Origin of the sequence: Flavobacterium sp. AED (genome assembly GCF_000812945.1) — a bacterium.
Lineage (GTDB): Bacteria > Bacteroidota > Bacteroidia > Flavobacteriales > Flavobacteriaceae > Flavobacterium.
In genome coordinates, this window is sequence record NZ_JSYM01000001.1 from 573446 (window position 1) to 590523 (window position 17078).

18 protein-coding genes are annotated in these 17078 nt (G+C 33.6%); 3 read left to right on the forward strand and 15 right to left on the reverse strand.

Features of this window, described 5'->3' with window-relative positions:
* Positions 1–29: 29 nt before the first annotated feature.
* The 15 genes from OA85_RS02520 to rocD all read right to left on the reverse strand — a co-directional run bounded on the left by OA85_RS02520 (position 30) and on the right by rocD (position 14372).
* Complete coding sequence (locus OA85_RS02520) at positions 30–353, reverse strand: cupin domain-containing protein (protein ID WP_039109303.1); 324 nt, start codon at positions 351–353, stop codon at positions 30–32.
* 5 nt (positions 354–358) lie between these two features.
* On the reverse strand, positions 359–1321 hold the full coding sequence (locus OA85_RS02525; RefSeq protein WP_039107934.1) for a helix-turn-helix domain-containing GNAT family N-acetyltransferase: 963 nt from the start codon (positions 1319–1321) through the stop codon (positions 359–361).
* A 257-nt stretch (positions 1322–1578) separates the two neighbouring features.
* Complete coding sequence (locus OA85_RS02530) at positions 1579–3312, reverse strand: ATP-binding protein (protein ID WP_039107935.1); 1734 nt, start codon at positions 3310–3312, stop codon at positions 1579–1581.
* On the reverse strand, positions 3309–4400 hold the full coding sequence (locus OA85_RS02535; RefSeq protein WP_039107936.1) for a hypothetical protein: 1092 nt from the start codon (positions 4398–4400) through the stop codon (positions 3309–3311). The genes OA85_RS02530 and OA85_RS02535 overlap by 4 nt, the downstream gene beginning before the upstream one ends.
* A gap of 362 nt (positions 4401–4762) precedes the next feature.
* Positions 4763–5770, reverse strand: coding sequence for a GTP 3',8-cyclase MoaA (moaA, locus tag OA85_RS02540; protein WP_039107937.1), 1008 nt, complete (start codon positions 5768–5770; stop codon positions 4763–4765).
* Complete coding sequence (moaCB, locus tag OA85_RS02545) at positions 5757–6671, reverse strand: bifunctional molybdenum cofactor biosynthesis protein MoaC/MoaB (RefSeq protein WP_039107938.1); 915 nt, start codon at positions 6669–6671, stop codon at positions 5757–5759. The genes moaA and moaCB overlap by 14 nt, the downstream gene beginning before the upstream one ends.
* Positions 6672–7109: a molybdenum cofactor biosynthesis protein MoaE gene (locus OA85_RS02550; RefSeq protein WP_039107939.1), complete on the reverse strand. Its 438-nt coding sequence runs from the start codon at positions 7107–7109 to the stop codon at positions 6672–6674.
* 166 nt (positions 7110–7275) lie between these two features.
* Positions 7276–8355 (reverse strand): HesA/MoeB/ThiF family protein, encoded by a 1080-nt coding sequence (gene moeB / locus OA85_RS02555; RefSeq protein WP_039107940.1) that lies wholly within the window; start codon positions 8353–8355, stop codon positions 7276–7278.
* Between the two features lie 21 nt (positions 8356–8376).
* A complete protein-coding gene (locus OA85_RS02560; protein WP_039107941.1) occupies positions 8377–8613 on the reverse strand; it encodes a MoaD/ThiS family protein in 237 nt (78 codons plus the stop codon).
* Positions 8610–9407 (reverse strand): uroporphyrinogen-III C-methyltransferase, encoded by a 798-nt coding sequence (gene cobA / locus OA85_RS02565; protein WP_039107942.1) that lies wholly within the window; start codon positions 9405–9407, stop codon positions 8610–8612. The genes OA85_RS02560 and cobA overlap by 4 nt, the downstream gene beginning before the upstream one ends.
* A gap of 5 nt (positions 9408–9412) precedes the next feature.
* Positions 9413–9976, reverse strand: coding sequence for a molybdenum cofactor guanylyltransferase (locus OA85_RS02570; protein WP_039107943.1), 564 nt, complete (start codon positions 9974–9976; stop codon positions 9413–9415).
* Between the two features lie 18 nt (positions 9977–9994).
* Positions 9995–10738, reverse strand: a complete 744-nt coding sequence (locus tag OA85_RS02575; protein WP_039107944.1) for a sulfite exporter TauE/SafE family protein — start codon at positions 10736–10738, stop codon at positions 9995–9997.
* A gap of 8 nt (positions 10739–10746) precedes the next feature.
* The gene (glp, locus tag OA85_RS02580; RefSeq protein WP_039107946.1) at positions 10747–11919 is read right to left on the reverse strand and encodes a gephyrin-like molybdotransferase Glp; all 1173 of its coding nucleotides are present in this window, start codon (positions 11917–11919) and stop codon (positions 10747–10749) included.
* Between the two features lie 229 nt (positions 11920–12148).
* Positions 12149–13135, reverse strand: a complete 987-nt coding sequence (gene rocF / locus OA85_RS02585) for an arginase (protein WP_231557068.1) — start codon at positions 13133–13135, stop codon at positions 12149–12151.
* Positions 13122–14372, reverse strand: coding sequence for an ornithine--oxo-acid transaminase (rocD, locus tag OA85_RS02590; RefSeq protein WP_039107947.1), 1251 nt, complete (start codon positions 14370–14372; stop codon positions 13122–13124). The genes rocF and rocD overlap by 14 nt, the downstream gene beginning before the upstream one ends.
* A gap of 233 nt (positions 14373–14605) precedes the next feature.
* Here rocD and OA85_RS02595 point away from each other — a divergent pair, with 233 nt between their 5' ends.
* The 3 genes from OA85_RS02595 to OA85_RS02605 all read left to right on the forward strand — a co-directional run bounded on the left by OA85_RS02595 (position 14606) and on the right by OA85_RS02605 (position 17073).
* Complete coding sequence (locus OA85_RS02595) at positions 14606–15058, forward strand: Lrp/AsnC family transcriptional regulator (protein ID WP_039107948.1); 453 nt, start codon at positions 14606–14608, stop codon at positions 15056–15058.
* A 110-nt stretch (positions 15059–15168) separates the two neighbouring features.
* Positions 15169–15942, forward strand: coding sequence for a dienelactone hydrolase family protein (locus OA85_RS02600; protein WP_039107949.1), 774 nt, complete (start codon positions 15169–15171; stop codon positions 15940–15942).
* Positions 15943–15978: 36 nt separating this feature from the next.
* A complete protein-coding gene (locus OA85_RS02605) occupies positions 15979–17073 on the forward strand; it encodes a DUF3667 domain-containing protein (protein ID WP_039107951.1) in 1095 nt (364 codons plus the stop codon).
* Positions 17074–17078 lie beyond the last annotated feature (5 nt).

Consider the following 17078-nt stretch of genomic DNA (forward strand, 5'->3'; position numbering starts at 1 on the left):
GTTTGGACTTATTACCGTTGGAGAATCACTTATAAATAATCCTCTCGGATGGGTGTAAAAAAATCCACTACCTGACCTGCTTCAATAATTTCAATAGAATGCTCCATATTGGCGGGAATCGAATAAGTATCTCCTTCGGATAATAAGAATTCATCTCCTCCAAATTTCAATTTGTATTTCCTGGAAATAACATAACCGCTCTGTTCGTTTGGGTGTTGATGAAAAGGAACAAAGTCAGTTGACTTATACAACATTTTTGTAACCATAGAGTCTTTACCAATGGAAAGAACGACAAAATCAACTCCTAAAAACTGTTTTGAGATGGCGTTTTCTTTTTTTACTATATTTTTCATATTCATTAAAGTTGATTGTTTAAGTTTAATTGCATTTGGATATTACAGCGCTTGTAAGGCGTGGCTTGTCCTACTATTTTTTGGAAACCCAATTTCTGATACAGGTTGATGGCGGGTTTTAGTATGGTATTGCTTTCCAAGTATAATTTGGAAGCACCCAATTGCTTTGCAGCATCGACAACAGCCTGACCAAGCAACCCTCCTATATTTTTTCCTTGTGCATTTGGAGAAACCGCCATTTTTGCCATTTCAAAATCATAGTTGGTGTCGTTCATTTTGATGAGTGCGCAAACTCCAACGGGTTCATTATTGTATATCGCAACGAAAATCTTCCCACCTTTGTCCAAAATGTATTCTTTAGGATTATCCAATGCTTTATAATCTGCTTCTTCCATTTCAAAGTAAGTGGAAATCCACTCTTCGTTGAGCGATTTAAAAGCGGATTGATATTGGGGAGTATATTCCACAATCTGGACGTCTTTACTTTCCCGCAGTTTCTTTTGTTCCTGTACTCTTCTGAACAACGACTTTTGTTCTAATAAAAATTCCCATTCTTCAATCGCTTCCCAAAGGTTGTGTGTGGCTTCCGTTATAATGCCTTCAATGGCGGCATCTACATCGGTACATTGCGCCTTGATTTTTTCCGAAAGCATTGTTCCTTTTTGGGTTAACCCTACCAGAGTCCTACGTTTATCCTTTGATTTTAGGTTTTCCTGAACCAATCCTGAAACCGTCATTTCCTGAATGATTTTAGTAACCGATGGTTGGGAATGTCCTATTTCATTAGCGATTTCGGTAATGGTCTTTTCGCCCTCTTCTGAAAGGACAAAGAACACGGGAAACCATTTTGGCGAAAACTCCACCTTGTATAATTCATAAATTTGGGCCGCGTTTTCGGTTACTGTAGCGGTTAATAATCGCAACCGACTGCCCAAAGCCATTTTTCCTGTTTTTTCGAATAGTTTCATATTGTATAATTAATTACATAACTAGTTATGCAAATATAAAAAATAATATTTATTCTCCAAACTTAATTTTTAATTCTTGAAAAGGGGTGAAGCAAAACGAATGGAGTTTTAAAGAACGAAACCTCCTGCTGTCCGCTGTATCTCTTCGCTAAGCTACGAGGATGCAGCTTCCATCAGGGCTAAAAATCACGAACTTTTTTCATAATGCCATTTCCACAATAGAAACCACACGAAAGGATTCGTGCGGTAGCGGGGTATTATAGATACTCCATTATTTCAAAAGTATCATTTAATATTTCGTTTAATGATTTATCGTGTTCTTTTAATATTGATTCTTTGTCTATAGAATTACCAATGCAAATTAAGTTTGTATCCGTTTTGAAAAATTTTTCTTTGAAAAATTCAATTTTTGTGTCTTTGGATTTATTGTCAGCAACTGAAATTATTGTTTGAGTATCATTTGGACGATTTTTACAGATAAAATCTAAAATTTTTTCCTTGTTATTCCCATCTAAATCTTCTTTAAAAATACTATCTAAAATCAATGGAAGTCTATGAATGTTTTCTGTTTCATTTATAACTTTGTTGAATGCAAAATGATAGCTTAATACAGCTAAATGTAATTCTACACCTTGAAATGGAAAACTTGATAATTCATAAACATAGTTAAATCTGCTGTCTTCAGTTTTAGGAACATCAAGTTTTATATTGTTTATATTATAAAATTCTTTGAATTTTTTATTCTTAATAAATCTTTCGCTTTGAATGTCATCGTCGTCTTTAAAGGATTGTAATTCTTCTTTTAAGTCATTGATTTCTTTTGCTAATTTTCCAATATTTTCATTTATTGACGTATCTAATTTAATATTAGCTTGAGTCTTTATCCATTCATCAAGAGTAATATTTTTGTCTGAATAGACAATATGTTTATGATAATCTTTTGCTAACAAACTTCTTAATTCTTCTATTTTCTTATTTGTAGAATTTAGTTCAGATTGAATTTTTTTATTTTCAGATTGAATTTTTTCTTTAATTTTTATTGTATCATTTTCTTCCTGATAGTATTCATAAATCTGCTTTGTATCAATAGGTAATATTTGTTGACAAATTGGACAGTTGTCTTTACCTGGGAATTGATGATTGTGATTTCTAGAAACTTTTGAAATTACTGATAATCTTTGGCTGTTATAAGTTAATTGGTTTGATTGCTTTACATATTTGTTCTCAAGTTCTAACAAACTTGCCTTTCTATTGGTTAGCTCATTAATAAATTCTTGTCCTTTGCCTTTAAAAGAATCATCAAGTAATTTTGAACTTTCAATAACAGTATCATTTTTTTCGAAGTTTAAATAGAAATTATATTTTTGATTTTTATCTGCTAATTGAATTTCTAACGCTTTTCTTTTTTCTTTATCTTCAAGTTTGGTAATACCTAAATAATAATCTAAAAAATCTTCCTTAAAGTTTTTGTAGAAATCTAAATTACTAAAAGATTTTCTTAAATAAACCCAACCAACATCTTGTGAAACATAATACGGTAAAAATATTGTTTCAATTGGTGCTTTTGATATTCCATTTTTAGTTTCAAGTAGTAAATCAAAGTTTAGCAAACTATTAAAGAATTCTTTAAGTTTATAATGTTCTACAGAACTATTTCCGCCTATTCCGTTATATGTTGTAACTTTATTTGTTTTTGAATCTTTGATGAATAAAGTTTCATCTTTTCTAACAAATGTATATTCAATATTTTCGTTATTTTTTTTAATAGTTATATCAAGTCTTGTGAAGATATTTTCTGATAATATTTTTATGAGTTTAGTTTTATTATCGTTAATGCCAAAAGTGAATAATATTAATTGAATTAAAGTACTTTTACCAGCTGTATTAGCTCCATATATTACATTTAGCTTTTTGCCAAATTCGGCAAGAAAACTTTTGTTATTAACTTCACTATGAATAAAAATTTTATTTATGTTTAAATATGTTTTCATTTTTGCATAAGTATTAGAAAGTAGCCCGCAGAAATGGATGCTTTAAGCTGAAGTTGGTTTAAAGTTGAATTGTGTTCTTTTAAAAAAATATTATACAATTCCTTTATACAAAGTACGTCACTAGTAAACGTTGTAAAAATACTTTTTTTACTTTCTATAAATCGAATTATTTTTTGGTGTTCTCCTTGTTTTAAGTCTTTAAATTCATCTAAACTATTTTCAAAATCAAGTTCAAATGACATTGCATCAAAGACATTTATTGAAAGTTCATCACATATTTTATCAGCTCTTTTTCTGCAAAAATCTAAAGCTAACTTTTTTGTTGTTAGGATGTTTAGAATTTTTTCAATTTCGGAAGACTCAATTTTTTTATGTTTATCACTTAATTTCGGAATATCACCTTGATTGTATGTACTTTCTATTTTTTTTAAATGAAAAATTAATGTATCTCTAGCAGCTGTATGATCAATTATTTTGTTTCCAAATACTGTTTTAAATTTTCCAGTAAGTAATTCTAGTTGGGATTTTGTATTTCTTCCTAAATCAATAAACGTGAAATTTAAATTGTCGAAATGCAAAACTTGATTTTTGTCAAAAGTAATTTTTGGATTTCCTTTTTTCAATACATTTTGGCAATCATTTACTAAATTTAAATAGGAAACAGTTTCTGTTGTTTCATTTACTAAAAATTTTTTAGTTTTATTTTCAGATAAACATTTATAATCAAGCGAAATTGTATTATTTGTTATAAAGTATTGTGATTGACTGTAATCTTTAGTTTTAGGAAAACTATCTTTAATTATTTCAATCCCAGATTTAGTAATTTTATCGATTATTTCATAAACAGAATTCGTAGTCCAAATAGTTCCTGATTTTTTTGCTTGATATGTTGTGATTTCAGAAAGTTCTCCCGTAGAATTTAGAAAACCAAAAACAATATCATCATAATGTTCGAGCATAATAAAATACTCTTGGTTTTTTAAACTATTATATTTTTCAAGAAAAACATAAATGCAGGTGTTTCTTTGAAAGTCAAAACCAACATTGGCTTGAACCCCTGAATTACTATCTATTTTTCCTTTTGCCATTTAATATTTTTATTATTTGCTCATTAGAATGTCTAATTTTCTCGGTTTCAGGCGGTATTACAGCTAACTAGTATATAGGCCTGACGTTATCATACTTATCACCCCTAAATTGGGTAGATAAGTCTTATTAGAATCAGTGTTTACTTATTTTCAAATATATAACTTATTACCGAAAAATCTGATGCATTAGCGTTGATAGTCAACTTATTTTCAAAACTAATTCCTTCTTAATTGTAAACTTTACGGAAAACCTCATTCACGGTCTTTTTGCACAAAATCCCTAGCCCCGGTAGCAGTGAAAACCAGGTTGTAACGAATAACGGGAATAGCTCCCGATAAATAATAATAATAATAATAAGGGATTAACCCCCAATAGCAATCATGCTGCGGTTGTCTTGATTCAAAGCGGGATTATTGACATCCTCGATAGTAGTCATTCCTGCGCGTACTTTCTTTTTGTTTTTAATGGCAAAAGCAATCAAGTCTTCTATCGCTTCGCCATTTCTGAAAGGCGTCAGTAAATCTGTTTCGGAGTTGGAGAACAGACAGTTTTTTATTTTACCGTTTGCTGTAAGGCGAATTCTGTTGCAACCGTCGCAAAAAGGATTGGTTATCGAACTGATTATCCCAAAACTTCCCAAATAGTTTTTTATTTTGAATTCTCTGGCAGTAAAGTTTTTTTCATCTTCTAATTTCTCTACATGAGATTCCGGGAAATGATGTTGCACCTGATCCAGAATCTCCTTTTGAGAAACCATTTTGCTTCGGTCCCACTCATTTCCTGCAAAAGGCATGAATTCTATAAACCGAATCGAAATCGGTAAAAATTCGGTAAGTTTAATAAAATCAATGATTTCATCGTCATTGAATCCTTTAATCAAAACCACATTGACTTTGATTTTGAAATCATTATTCAACAACAAATGTAAATTATCAATTACACTCTGAAACTGGTTTCTAAGCGTAATGGAATGGAATTTTGAAGCCACCAAAGTATCTAAACTCAAGTTGATTTTTTTGACGTTAAACTGCTTTAAAACGTCTATGTGTTTGTTAATCAGAATTCCGTTTGTAGTGATGGAAATCTCAATTTGAAGCGAAGCCAGTTTGGCTATAATTTCAGGAAAATCTTTTCGTAACAACGGTTCCCCGCCGGTCAATCTTATTTTGTCAACACCATTATTGACGAATGTTTGGGCGATGGCGTGAATTTCGTCAGCCGTCATCAAGCTCGCTTTTGGACTTAATACAATTCCATCGGCTGGCATGCAATAGGTACAACGCAAATTGCATTTCTCAATTAAGGAAATACGCAAATAGTTGTGTTTACGTCCAAAATCATCCGTTAAAACAGCATTATTTGGTGTCATGATTTTTGCCTTTTAAAATATGAAAAACATGCAGCACATGAGGAAATATGGCATCCATGGATTCCTTTGCGCCATTGGTTGAACCCGGCAAAGCTAATACCAAAGTATTCCCTAAAGTTCCTGCAACTGTTCTGGAAAGCATCGAATACGGCATGCGCTCTTGCCCATAACTGCGTATGGCTTCCTCAATTCCCGGAATTCTGCTTTCTAATAACGGTTCCAGTGCTTGAGGTGTAACATCTCTTGGCGAAAGCCCAGTTCCACCGGTAAAAATGATCAATTGATTCTCTTTAGCGAAAGCTTTAGTTCGCTCTTGAATCACATCAATTTCATCCGGTATGATTTCGTAATGCGTAGTTTCGACTCCGCTAATTTCCAGTTTTTCAACAATTATTTTTCCGGATCGATCTTGTTTATCTCCTGCAAAAATGGAATCGGAACAAACGAAAACTGCCGCTTTAATGGCGGATGGAAATCTATTTTTGAAAGACGATTTTCCGCCTTCTTTATTGATTAATTTAATCGTCGAAATCTCAATGTTCTTGTCAATTGGTTTGAGCATGTCATACATCGTAAGCGCCACAATCGAAGCCCCGTGCATCGCCTCGACCTCAACTCCAGTTTTGTAAACCGTTTTCACATTGAAAATAATGTCAATGCTCAATTCGTTGATTTCATATTCCACTGATGTAAATTCAATTGGAATAGGATGGCAATCCGGAATGGATAAATGTGTGTTTTTTACCGCAAATAAACCCGCCGTTTTTGCCATTTCCAGTACGTTTCCTTTTGGAACCAGATTATTTACAACGGCATCAATTGTAGCCTGAAGACTCACAATTACTGTTGCCTTTGCTGTTGCGGTACGGAGTGTACTTATTTTATGTGTGATATCAACCATTTATAACGTGTTTTTCTTCCAGGTAAAAGTACTGTTTTCAAATATTTCTTTACCAAAAATAGGCACATCTGTTTTAATCCAATTCACAATCGTTTCTGTGGCTTCATACACTTGCTTTCTTCTGGTTGCCGAAACAAACACAAACAAACAGATTTCCCCCGCTTTAACCACACCCAAACTGTGATAAATGTGCATGCAAATCAAATCGAATTGCGCGAACGCTTTTTCTCTAATCACGTTCAGGGCTTCGTCTGCCATTTCTTCGTAAGCGGTGTAATCAATTGCAGCTACGGTTTGACCATCAATTGCATCGGCTCTAACTTGACCCAAAAAAATATTGTGCGCACCAATAGTGGTTTTCGATTGGTGTTTGGCAATCGACTGCCCTATAAATTCCGAAGAAATTGGTCCCTGAATGAAAACAGTTTTCTTACTCATGATCTTTATTTTTATGAATGTCCGCTAAGCGGACTATAGTTTTTTCTTTGGCCACGAATTACACAAATTTGTCACGAATTTTCATATTGAAATAAAAAATAAAACACTAATTCGTGGCGAAATTTTTCTTTACTATTATTTACAGATTGTCCTATTATTTTATATTTCAGGAAACAGAAACCGTTCCTTTATACAGTATTTTATCCAATGCTTTAGCGCCACCGGCAATACTTTTGGCAGTCGCAAAATTATTATTTCTAAGAATCTCCACTGCCTTTTTACTTCTAATTCCGGATTGGCAAAAAACAAATAATTCCGCATTAATATCCAACTGATGTAATGCAGATTCTAAACGGTCTAACGGAATTTGAAGCCCGTTTTTGATTGTTATTTTTGGATATTCCTCTGAATCTCGAACATCAAGAAAAACAACTGCTGGATTATTTATTTGTTCCAATGCAAGAGCAGCATCGATTTCAATAGTTGCACTTACAACTGAGGTATATTTATTTTCGAAAGCTGCTCTATCGATCGTATTCACAACTGTTTTTGAAAAATCATACTTCTGTTGTTCGTTATTCAACATATTATAAACCAATAATTTCCCAGACAACAACTCCCCTATTCCCAAAACCATTTTCAATACTTCATTCGCCTGAAACATACCGATGATACCAACGGATATTCCCATAACACCCGCATCATTACAGTTCCTAACGTCATTGGCTTCCTCTGGAAACAAACAACGATACGTAGGCCCATTTTCATAATTAAAAATAGAAACCTGCCCTTCAAATTTATAAATAGAACCGTAAACAAAAGGTTTGTTGGTTACGCAACATGCATCATTAATCAAATATTTAGTATTCAGATTATCCGTGGCGTCCACCATAATATCGTACTGCTCGAATAACGAAATTGCATTTTTCGAGTCTAATTTTTCAGTGATTGCATTTATTTTTATGGAAGGATTGAGTTCCAAAGCCATTGCTGCCGCCTCAAGAACTTTACTTTTCCCCACCGAGCTGCTTTTGTAAATCACTTGGCGTTGCAAATTGGTCACTTCGATTCTATCATCGTCAATAATCCCAATTTCTCCTATTCCGGCTGCAGCCAAATACGGTAAAACAGCCGCACCCAATCCGCCGGCACCAATAATCAAGACTTTGGCTTGTTGCAGTTTTTGTTGCCCATTAATACCTACTTCAGGAAGTATAATTTGTCGGCTGTATCGTGCTGTTTCCATAATTCAGTAGAAATTTATAATTTATCCTCCAGCAAATGGTGGTAATAAAGCAACAATATCATTGCTTTTCAGAATATAATTTGCTGTATCCTGTACTATTTTTTGATTAATTGCTACACTAAAAGAAAGTTGATTCAATTGGTACTTTTGCTCTAATGATGCTATTAATTGATGTAAAGGTAAATCAGAAAAAGAAATTTCTTCTCCTTGACTTTTGGTTTTTTCGGCTATGGCGCCAAAATATTTTACTGCAATCATGCCGTTAAATTTAAGTTTTGAAAAATGAACTCATCCTCTGATAATTCCTCTTGAAAATAAGTCGTTAATTTTGAAGCATTTCCTACCACCTCACCAATGACAATAATTGCAGGAGAGGAAAGTTGGTGCTCTTCGACTAATTTCGTGATAGAAATTATGGTTCCCACCACTTTTTTCTCCGTGTCTTTTGTTCCGTTTTGAATGATGGCAACAGGCAAATCATCGGTTCTATTGTTTTGATAAATCGAAATAATTTCGTCCAATTTATTCATTCCCATCAAAATAACCACCGTTGCTGAGGATTGCGATGCCAAAGCCACATCTTTAGACAATTTATGATCTGAAGTAGTGCCGGTAATTACCCAAAAACTTTCGGCTACTCTTCTTTGTGTCAAACTGATTCCATTAGACGCCGGAACACCTAAAGCAGATGAAATTCCAGGAACAATAGCGGTTTCTAAATCAAATTTTTGAGCATATTCTATTTCTTCGCTTCCTCTTCCAAAAACAAATGGATCACCACCTTTCAATCGAACGACATGACCAAAACGGTTTGCCATCGACACAATCAATTCATTAATTTGATCTTGACTGTAAGCGTGACAACCAAAACGCTTTCCAACAAAAATGATTTCTGCATGGGTCGCATACTGCAACAAATCTTCATTAACAAGGGCATCATACAAAACAACATCAGCACTTTCCAATGCTTTGATTGCTTTTAAAGTGATCAACTCTACATCTCCGGGACCTGCCCCAACGATTGTCAATTTTGGTGTATTTGAATTTTTCATTTTAACTAGGATAAATTGGTATTCAATTCGTTTAACTCGGTAACAGAATTTATATTTTTAAACAAATGTCTTTTGGTATTCGTAATCGGAATCAATTGATGTTTTACATTTGAAATGAAGCGCATCATTTTCAAATCATTATCATCAATTGCCTTTTTTAAAACAGGTATTATAGTTGTTGAATAAATTCCTATCAAAGGATGAATCCGATCATTATCTTTAAAAACAGAAACATCAAAATTTGTACCATGATTTTCAATCAATTCCAATAGTATTTCGGTAGAAATTAATGGAATGTCGCAACTCAATATCAAATTCATCTCCGTTTCCGAATGAACCAGTGCCGTATATATTCCGCCCAAAGGTCCTTTATCTGCTTCTATATCTTTTATTTTTTTGTATGTTAAATAATCGTAATCGTTTGTATTGGTAACCAATTGAATGTTACTTGATATTGGTAAAACCGCTTCAATAATATGCTCGATAAAAGGTTTGTTTTGATACAATACCAATCCTTTCTCCGACTGCATTCGGCTGCTTTTTCCTCCACAAAGAATCGATACTTGCATACTTTATAATTTATTGACTTAAACAATCAACTTCACGCTCGCTAATAGGATTACCGTTGCCAACACATATTTCAGCACTTTATTGGAAAAATATCCGCTCCCGTAATAGGCGCCTAACATCCCTCCGAAAACAGCTATTGGAACTAAATAAAAGCTTTCTGTTGGAAACGTTTTGTCCCCCATAAAATAGCCCGAAAGTCCTGCAATAGAATTCACCAGAATAAATAAACTTGAAATGGCTGCTGTTTCTTTTAACGTTGCCCAACCCAATAATAAAATGATTGGACTCAGGATAACGCCACCACCAATACCTAACATTCCGGATAATAAACCTATTCCAAAACCTATTCCCATAGCTACCGGAATATTTATTTTAGTGCTTTCTGTTTCTTTCGAATTAAAAAAACCGAACAATCTTAACGCTGCCAAAATCAATACGATTCCTAACAATATTTTATAAAAACTATTTTCTAACGGAATCATTCCACCAATAAAAGCCGCCGGTACCGAAGTTATCGCAAAAGGATAAAACAGCCTGGGTTTGAAGAAATCTTTTTTGTAATAAAAGAAAAAAGAAATTCCTGAAACAAATAAATTAAGCAACAAGGCTGAAGGTTTCATCACCGAAATAGGGAATGCAAAAATCGCCATCAACGCTAAATATCCAGATGCACCACCATGACCCACGCTTGAATACAAAAACGCAACCACGGCTAATAACACCCCGAATAAAATCAAAAAATCATTATTTACTATTGACATCTGTATAATTAATTAAGTGGTATAACCGTTACTTCCTGATCTTTTTCAATATTTACCACATCATAAGGCAAATAAATTAAAGCATTTGCTACTGCAAAAGTGTTTAACATGGCTGAACTTTGACTCTCTAATATCGTAACTTTTTCATCATCACATAACCCTTTCAAAAATAAGGTTTTCCCTGATGTATTTTCAAATTGGGTGGTTATTTTTCGTTTGATTTTTGGCAAATGAATCGCTTCAAAACCCATATTTATTTTTAGTGCCGGATGAACATAAATATAAAAACTGGTCAATGTCGAAGCTGGATTTCCAGGCAAAGCAAAAACTATCGTTTTGTCTTTTTTTCCAAAAAACAACGGTTTTCCAGGCTTCTGATTAATTTTATAAAACAACTCTTCAACTCCATTGGACAAAAGTGCTTCTTTGACAAAATCATAATCCCCAACCGAAATTCCACCCGAAACAAGCACAACATCAAAAGCAGCAAGACAGCTTTTTAAAATTCTTTTTGTCGCTTTCAAATTATCCTTTACCCGGAATGTTTCGACTTTCTTAATCCCAATTCCCTGCAAAGCAGATTCAAGCATAATAGAGTTACTTTCGTAAATGGTTCCTTCAGATAATTTTTTGCCCATTTTTACCAATTCGTTTCCAGTAACCACAATTGCTACTTTAGGCTTGGCATAAACTGTTATTTCCGTTATTCCCAAACAAGCTAAAAAACCTATAGCTGCAGGTGTAATCACGGTATTATTTTCAAGTACGAGTTCGTTTTCTTTTATTTGCTCGCCTTTGTTTCTGACATTAGCAAAACGGGCTGGCATTTTAGTAATTTCAACCGTTTTATTTTTAACTGTAGTATGCTCCTGCATGACAACCGTATCCAAATTATCCGGAACATACGCTCCAGTGAATATTCGAATCGCTTGATCTTTCTTTATTTTTTTATTCGAAAAATCCCCCGCTTGTGAAGTGCTAACCACGTCAAACTGTTGCAATTCACCATGCATAAAAGCGTAACCATCCATCGCTGATTGACGGAAAGGCGGCATATCCATTGGAGAATAAATTGCTTCCGCCAAAATAAAACCAAGTGATTTGGTCACTTTAATTTTTCTAATAGGCATCTTGCAACTATTTTCTGCAATAATCGATAAGGCTTGGTCCACTTGTATCATACATTTTCGAATAAAACTAAGTAAAAATACTTATTGCAAATATACGTAAATATGTGAAGTTGAACCAACAATTAACTATAATTGCATGCAAAATGAATATAGCAAGATTTAAACCGTTTTATTTATTAAAAAATGAACAAAGCAATAGCAAATCTGTAAAATCCGTAAAAAAGAAATCCCAAAATCTATCTAGATTTTGGGATTTAAATACTAATTCAAAATTTATATGTTATTCAATAGGTAAAATAAGTGTTGAAGTTACGGCCTCCAAAACCTCAAAAGCCGTTTCTGCCATCTTGTTCCCTTTAGTATCCAAAAGTGGATTTACTTCCACAACTTCGAGACAAACTACCTTTTTACTTTCGATAATCTGGTTAATAATGGCAATGACTTCGTATTGATCAAATCCTTTTGGTACCGGAGTTCCAGTCCCATAAGAAATCATATCACAATCCATGGAATCTACGTCAAAAGAAATATAAATCATGTCACAATTCATTAGCTCTGCCAAAGCTTCAGTAACACAATTTTGAAGTCCTCTATAACGTACTTCGTGAACTTTATAATTTCGGATATGCAACTTTTCAATCTGCTTATCTTCGGCTTCTTCTGTATCGCGAACACCAAAATAAATAACATCTTCCGCCTGTACTTTAGCACCATCACTACCGATGTTTTTCATTTTCTCCCAATGCTGTTGGGTTTCAAGAGGCACTTCGTTATTCTGACAACTTAAATTATCATCAGCAAGAGCCGCCGATAATGGCATGCCATGAATATTTCCCGAAGGTGATGTGTAAGGCGAATGCAAATCAGCATGGGCATCAATCCAAATCACTCCTAATGTCTGTTCAGGATAGGCTGCTTTTATACCGCTTATGGTTCCTAATGCTGAGGAATGATCTCCTGATAAGACTATGGGGAAATAATTCTGTTCCAGATTTTTCTTTACAGCGTTACAAACTCTGGTACACTGCTCCACAACATGTTCAATTCTTTTGGCAGAAGTGCTTCGGTTTTTATCATAAATGGATTCGTTATGCGTTTTCACATCTTCAAACTCAAACTGATTAAAATAGTCGCTGTCTTGATTAATTGCAGCTATTTCGATAGCATCAATCCCTAAATCCGAACCTCGGGTCCCAGCACCGATATCAGACCGGTTTTTGATTAATTTTATTGCTTTTTCCATGACAATTAAATTATCTGAAATCATTTAATGCTCTTTCGATAATTCCAAGACACTCGTGAATTTGAGTTTCAGTAATAACTAATGGCGGTGCTAAACGTATTTTATTTCCGTGTGTAGGTTTTGCCAACAAACCGTATTCGCTGAATTTCATACAAATATCCCAAGCCAAATCGGAGTTTTCATCACAATTAATAACAATCGCATTTAGTAATCCTTTACCACGAACCAATGTAATTAAGGGATTTCTAGAAGCTATTTCGTTAAGACCCGTTCTTAAAACAACGCCTAAGTAAGCTGCATTTTGTGATAAATTTTCATCACGAACCACTTCAAGTGCTGCAATGGCAACTGCTGCCGCAACTGGATTTCCTCCAAAAGTAGAACCGTGCTGACCCGGTTTGATGACATTCATAACCGCATTATTTGCCAAAACTGCCGAAACTGGATAAACACCACCCGAAATCGCTTTTCCTAAAATTAAAATATCCGGTTGGACATTTTCATGATGTACGGCTAACAATTTTCCGGTACGTGCAATTCCTGTTTGTACTTCATCAGCGATAAATAAGGCATTGTATTGTTCGCAAAGTGCTTTGGCTTTCGCCAAATAACCATCGGCGGGAACATAAACTCCGGCCTCTCCCTGAATAGGTTCCACTAGGAAACCAGCTATATTATTAGTTGATTTTAAAGCGTTTTCCAATGCTTCAATATCATCATAAGGTATTTTGATAAATCCTGCTGTGAAAGGACCAAAACTTTTACGTGCATTTTCATCATTTGAAAACGAAATAATAGTAGTCGTTCTTCCGTGGAAATTGTTCTCACAAACAATAATTTGTGCTTGATTTTCTGGAATTCCTTTTACTTCATACGCCCATTTTCTACAGATTTTCAAAGCGGTTTCCACTGCTTCGGCACCTGTATTCATTGGCAAAACTTTATCGAAACCAAAATATTCAGTTACAAATTCTTCGTAAGGCCCTAATTGATCGTTATAAAAAGCACGTGAAGTCAACGTCAATGTTTGCGCTTGTTTTACCATAGCGCCAACAATTTTTGGATGACAATGCCCTTGATTTACCGCCGAATAAGCCGACAAGAAATCATAATATTTTTTTCCGTCTACGTCCCAAACATACACGCCTTCCCCTTTTTCTAAAACTACCGGTAAAGGATGGTAATTATGAGCGCCATACTTATTTTCTTTTTCTATAAATGCTTCAGATTTTGAAGAAAGTGCTTGATGTAATTGTTCCATGACTTGTTATTTATTAAAAATTTTAAACAAAAATATATAATATTTTTTATTTTACAACAAAAAATGATAATTTTGACTTAATTTAATCATTTAAAAACAAATAATCACTTTTATTTGTACGAAAATAAGTTATTTATCAATATCTACTTTTCGTTTTTCCTTTCAATTAGATGAGAAATAATAGTTACTTTTATAAATATTAAAAAATACCTTTTCAATTTAAAATAAATTACATGGATGCATTAGATGAATTTGATATCAATATTATTAAAGAATTAGAAAAAGATGGTCGTATGGCATTTTCAGCTATTGCCTCTTCGCTAAAAATATCCAATACAATGGTTCATCAGCGAGTAAATCGATTGACGGAACAAGGAATTCTGGCAGGAATAAAACCCATTATAAACGAAAAAAAAATTGGGTACGACTGGGCTTCTTTTACCGGTATTACCTTAAATAAAGACCAAGATTCAAACAGAATTATCGAGGAATTAAAGAATATTCCTGAAATAACGGAATGCTATTATGTAACCGGTTCTTTCACGCTTTATATCAAAATAGTAGCGCAGAATCACGAGCACATGAGAAAAATCCTTTATGAAAAAATTGATAATATTCCGGGAATTTCCAAAACGGATTCTATTATAGAATTGGGCTGCGCTTTCAAACGAAATATCACACTATAATTCCCAAAATTATCTTTTACTGTTTTATGTTATAAAAAAATCCAAAAAGAGTCTATTTATACAGAAAAATCACAATTTATTTTAGATATTTGTTAAAAAAATAAAACATTATGAAAAATATAGCCTTGTTTATTTTAGGAATAGCACTCTTTTCAAATGCCACCTTTGCACAGCTGACACCAGTAAAATATAATGATGGCGCTCAGGTTTTGAATGGATTCCAAATTCAGCCAATGAAAAAAAGCCCTCAAAAACCGGGTATCCTAATTCTTCCCGCTTGGAAAGGAATTGATAAACATGCAAAAACTACCGCAGAAACTTTGGCTAAACTAGGATATTATGCCTTTGTAGCCGATATTTATGGAGCTGGAAATTATCCAAAAGACAATGCCGAAGCAGGTCAAAAAGCAGGATTTTACAAAACAAACTACAAGGAATACCAAAAACGAATTTCATTAGCATTAGAACAATTAATTAAATCCGGCGCAAATCCTAACAACATTGTCGTAATGGGATATTGTTTTGGTGGAACGGGAGCACTTGAAACAGCTCGCGCCCACTTGAATATAAAAGGAGTAGTTTCTTTTCATGGCGGATTAGGAAGAGATGCTTCTCGTCCAACAGAACCTATAACAGCTAAAGTTTTAGTTTGCCACGGGGCTGATGATCCGTATGAATCTAAAGAAGAAATCACCGCATTCCAACAAGAAATGAGAGACACAAAAGCAGATTGGCAAATGATTTATTATGCTAATGCGGTTCACTCTTTTACAGATCCGGATGCAGGAAATGACAATTCAAAAGGAGCTGCCTATAATGAAAAAGCAGACAAACGCTCTTTTGAACATTTCAAAATTTTCCTAAATGAAGTTTTGAAAAAATAATTTTTAGATTCTATTAATAGCCAAAACAACGTTTTTATGGGGAAAACCGTTTTAAGAAAGGATAAGACATGCCTAAATTGCAGATATGTTGTAGAAAACAGATTCTGTCCTAATTGCGGACAGGAAAACACTGATATCAGAAAAACATTTCATCATTTATTCATTCATTTTTTTGAAGACCTGACGCATTATGAAAATGCTTTTTGGCGTACCATAAAAAACTTAATTTTAAAACCGGCATCCCTAACTAAGGAATATCTTTCTGGTAAACGACTATCCTATTTAGCACCTGTTCGCCTTTATATTTTCATCAGTTTTATAACTTTCTTTCTAATCAGTGTGATGCCTGAAAATAAAGAAGCAAATGACTCAAAACCTGCTTCCGAAAAATTTTATAACCCAACAGAAACAGTCAAAAAACAAGATACAATCTACAAAGAGCAGCAAAAAATAATTGACTTTGAAAAAAAAGGATTGATTTCTAAAAAAGAGTCCGATTCAATTCAAAAGTTCATTGTTGCCTCTAAGGAGAAAAAAGAAGATAAAGAAGACGGAGGATTTACCTTTTTTGGAAAACAATACAAATCAGTTCAGGAATTTGATTCCATCCAGAAAAATGCAAAACCCGAAAATAAAATGGGTGCATTTCAATACTGGTTAAACCGAAAAACGCAGCTGGTAAATGATCGATACACTGCAACTGAACTTAAAGAAAAATTCGTTGAATCCTTCATACACAATCTTCCAAAAGCATTGTTTGTTTACATGCCACTCTTTGCTTTTATTTTATGGCTCTTTCAGAATAAGAAAAAATGGTACTATTTTGACCATGGTATTTTCACCTTACATTACTTTTCATTTTTATTGTTAGGATTGTTAATACTAAAATTAGAAAACTACTTCCTTGGACTTTTAAATGAATACCCATTATTTACCGTTATAGATTATATTTTTACAACTATTGCAGTCCTTTATATGTTGTATTATTTTTTCCCGGCGCACCATCGTTTTTATGGCGATTCTAAAATAATTTCAATAACAAAAGGAATAGTTATGTTCTTCATTAACATGTTTTTTGTTTTCATAATCCTTACCCTTTTTGCAGTTTATACCTTTATTAATTTACATTAAATAAC

Excerpts from the sequence above, each read along its gene's own strand:
- glp (WP_039107946.1), bottom strand. The coding sequence starts at position 11,919 with ATGATACAAGTGGACCAAGCCTTATCGATTATTGCAGAAAATAGTTGC.
- cobA (WP_039107942.1), bottom strand. The coding sequence starts at position 9,407 with ATGAAAAATTCAAATACACCAAAATTGACAATCGTTGGGGCAGGTCCC.
- OA85_RS02575 (WP_039107944.1), bottom strand. The coding sequence starts at position 10,738 with ATGTCAATAGTAAATAATGATTTTTTGATTTTATTCGGGGTGTTATTA.
- OA85_RS02570 (WP_039107943.1), bottom strand. The coding sequence starts at position 9,976 with ATGCAAGTATCGATTCTTTGTGGAGGAAAAAGCAGCCGAATGCAGTCG.
- rocF (WP_231557068.1), bottom strand. The coding sequence starts at position 13,135 with ATGATTTCAGATAATTTAATTGTCATGGAAAAAGCAATAAAATTAATC.
- OA85_RS02525 (WP_039107934.1), bottom strand. The coding sequence starts at position 1,321 with ATGAAACTATTCGAAAAAACAGGAAAAATGGCTTTGGGCAGTCGGTTG.
- OA85_RS02535 (WP_039107936.1), bottom strand. The coding sequence starts at position 4,400 with ATGGCAAAAGGAAAAATAGATAGTAATTCAGGGGTTCAAGCCAATGTT.
- OA85_RS02605 (WP_039107951.1), top strand. The coding sequence starts at position 15,979 with ATGGGGAAAACCGTTTTAAGAAAGGATAAGACATGCCTAAATTGCAGA.
- rocD (WP_039107947.1), bottom strand. The coding sequence starts at position 14,372 with ATGGAACAATTACATCAAGCACTTTCTTCAAAATCTGAAGCATTTATA.
- moaA (WP_039107937.1), bottom strand. The coding sequence starts at position 5,770 with ATGACACCAAATAATGCTGTTTTAACGGATGATTTTGGACGTAAACAC.
- OA85_RS02595 (WP_039107948.1), top strand. The coding sequence starts at position 14,606 with ATGGATGCATTAGATGAATTTGATATCAATATTATTAAAGAATTAGAA.
- OA85_RS02520 (WP_039109303.1), bottom strand. The coding sequence starts at position 353 with ATGAAAAATATAGTAAAAAAAGAAAACGCCATCTCAAAACAGTTTTTA.
- OA85_RS02600 (WP_039107949.1), top strand. The coding sequence starts at position 15,169 with ATGAAAAATATAGCCTTGTTTATTTTAGGAATAGCACTCTTTTCAAAT.
- moeB (WP_039107940.1), bottom strand. The coding sequence starts at position 8,355 with ATGGAAACAGCACGATACAGCCGACAAATTATACTTCCTGAAGTAGGT.
- OA85_RS02560 (WP_039107941.1), bottom strand. The coding sequence starts at position 8,613 with ATGATTGCAGTAAAATATTTTGGCGCCATAGCCGAAAAAACCAAAAGT.
- moaCB (WP_039107938.1), bottom strand. The coding sequence starts at position 6,671 with ATGGTTGATATCACACATAAAATAAGTACACTCCGTACCGCAACAGCA.
- OA85_RS02550 (WP_039107939.1), bottom strand. The coding sequence starts at position 7,109 with ATGAGTAAGAAAACTGTTTTCATTCAGGGACCAATTTCTTCGGAATTT.
- OA85_RS02530 (WP_039107935.1), bottom strand. The coding sequence starts at position 3,312 with ATGAAAACATATTTAAACATAAATAAAATTTTTATTCATAGTGAAGTT.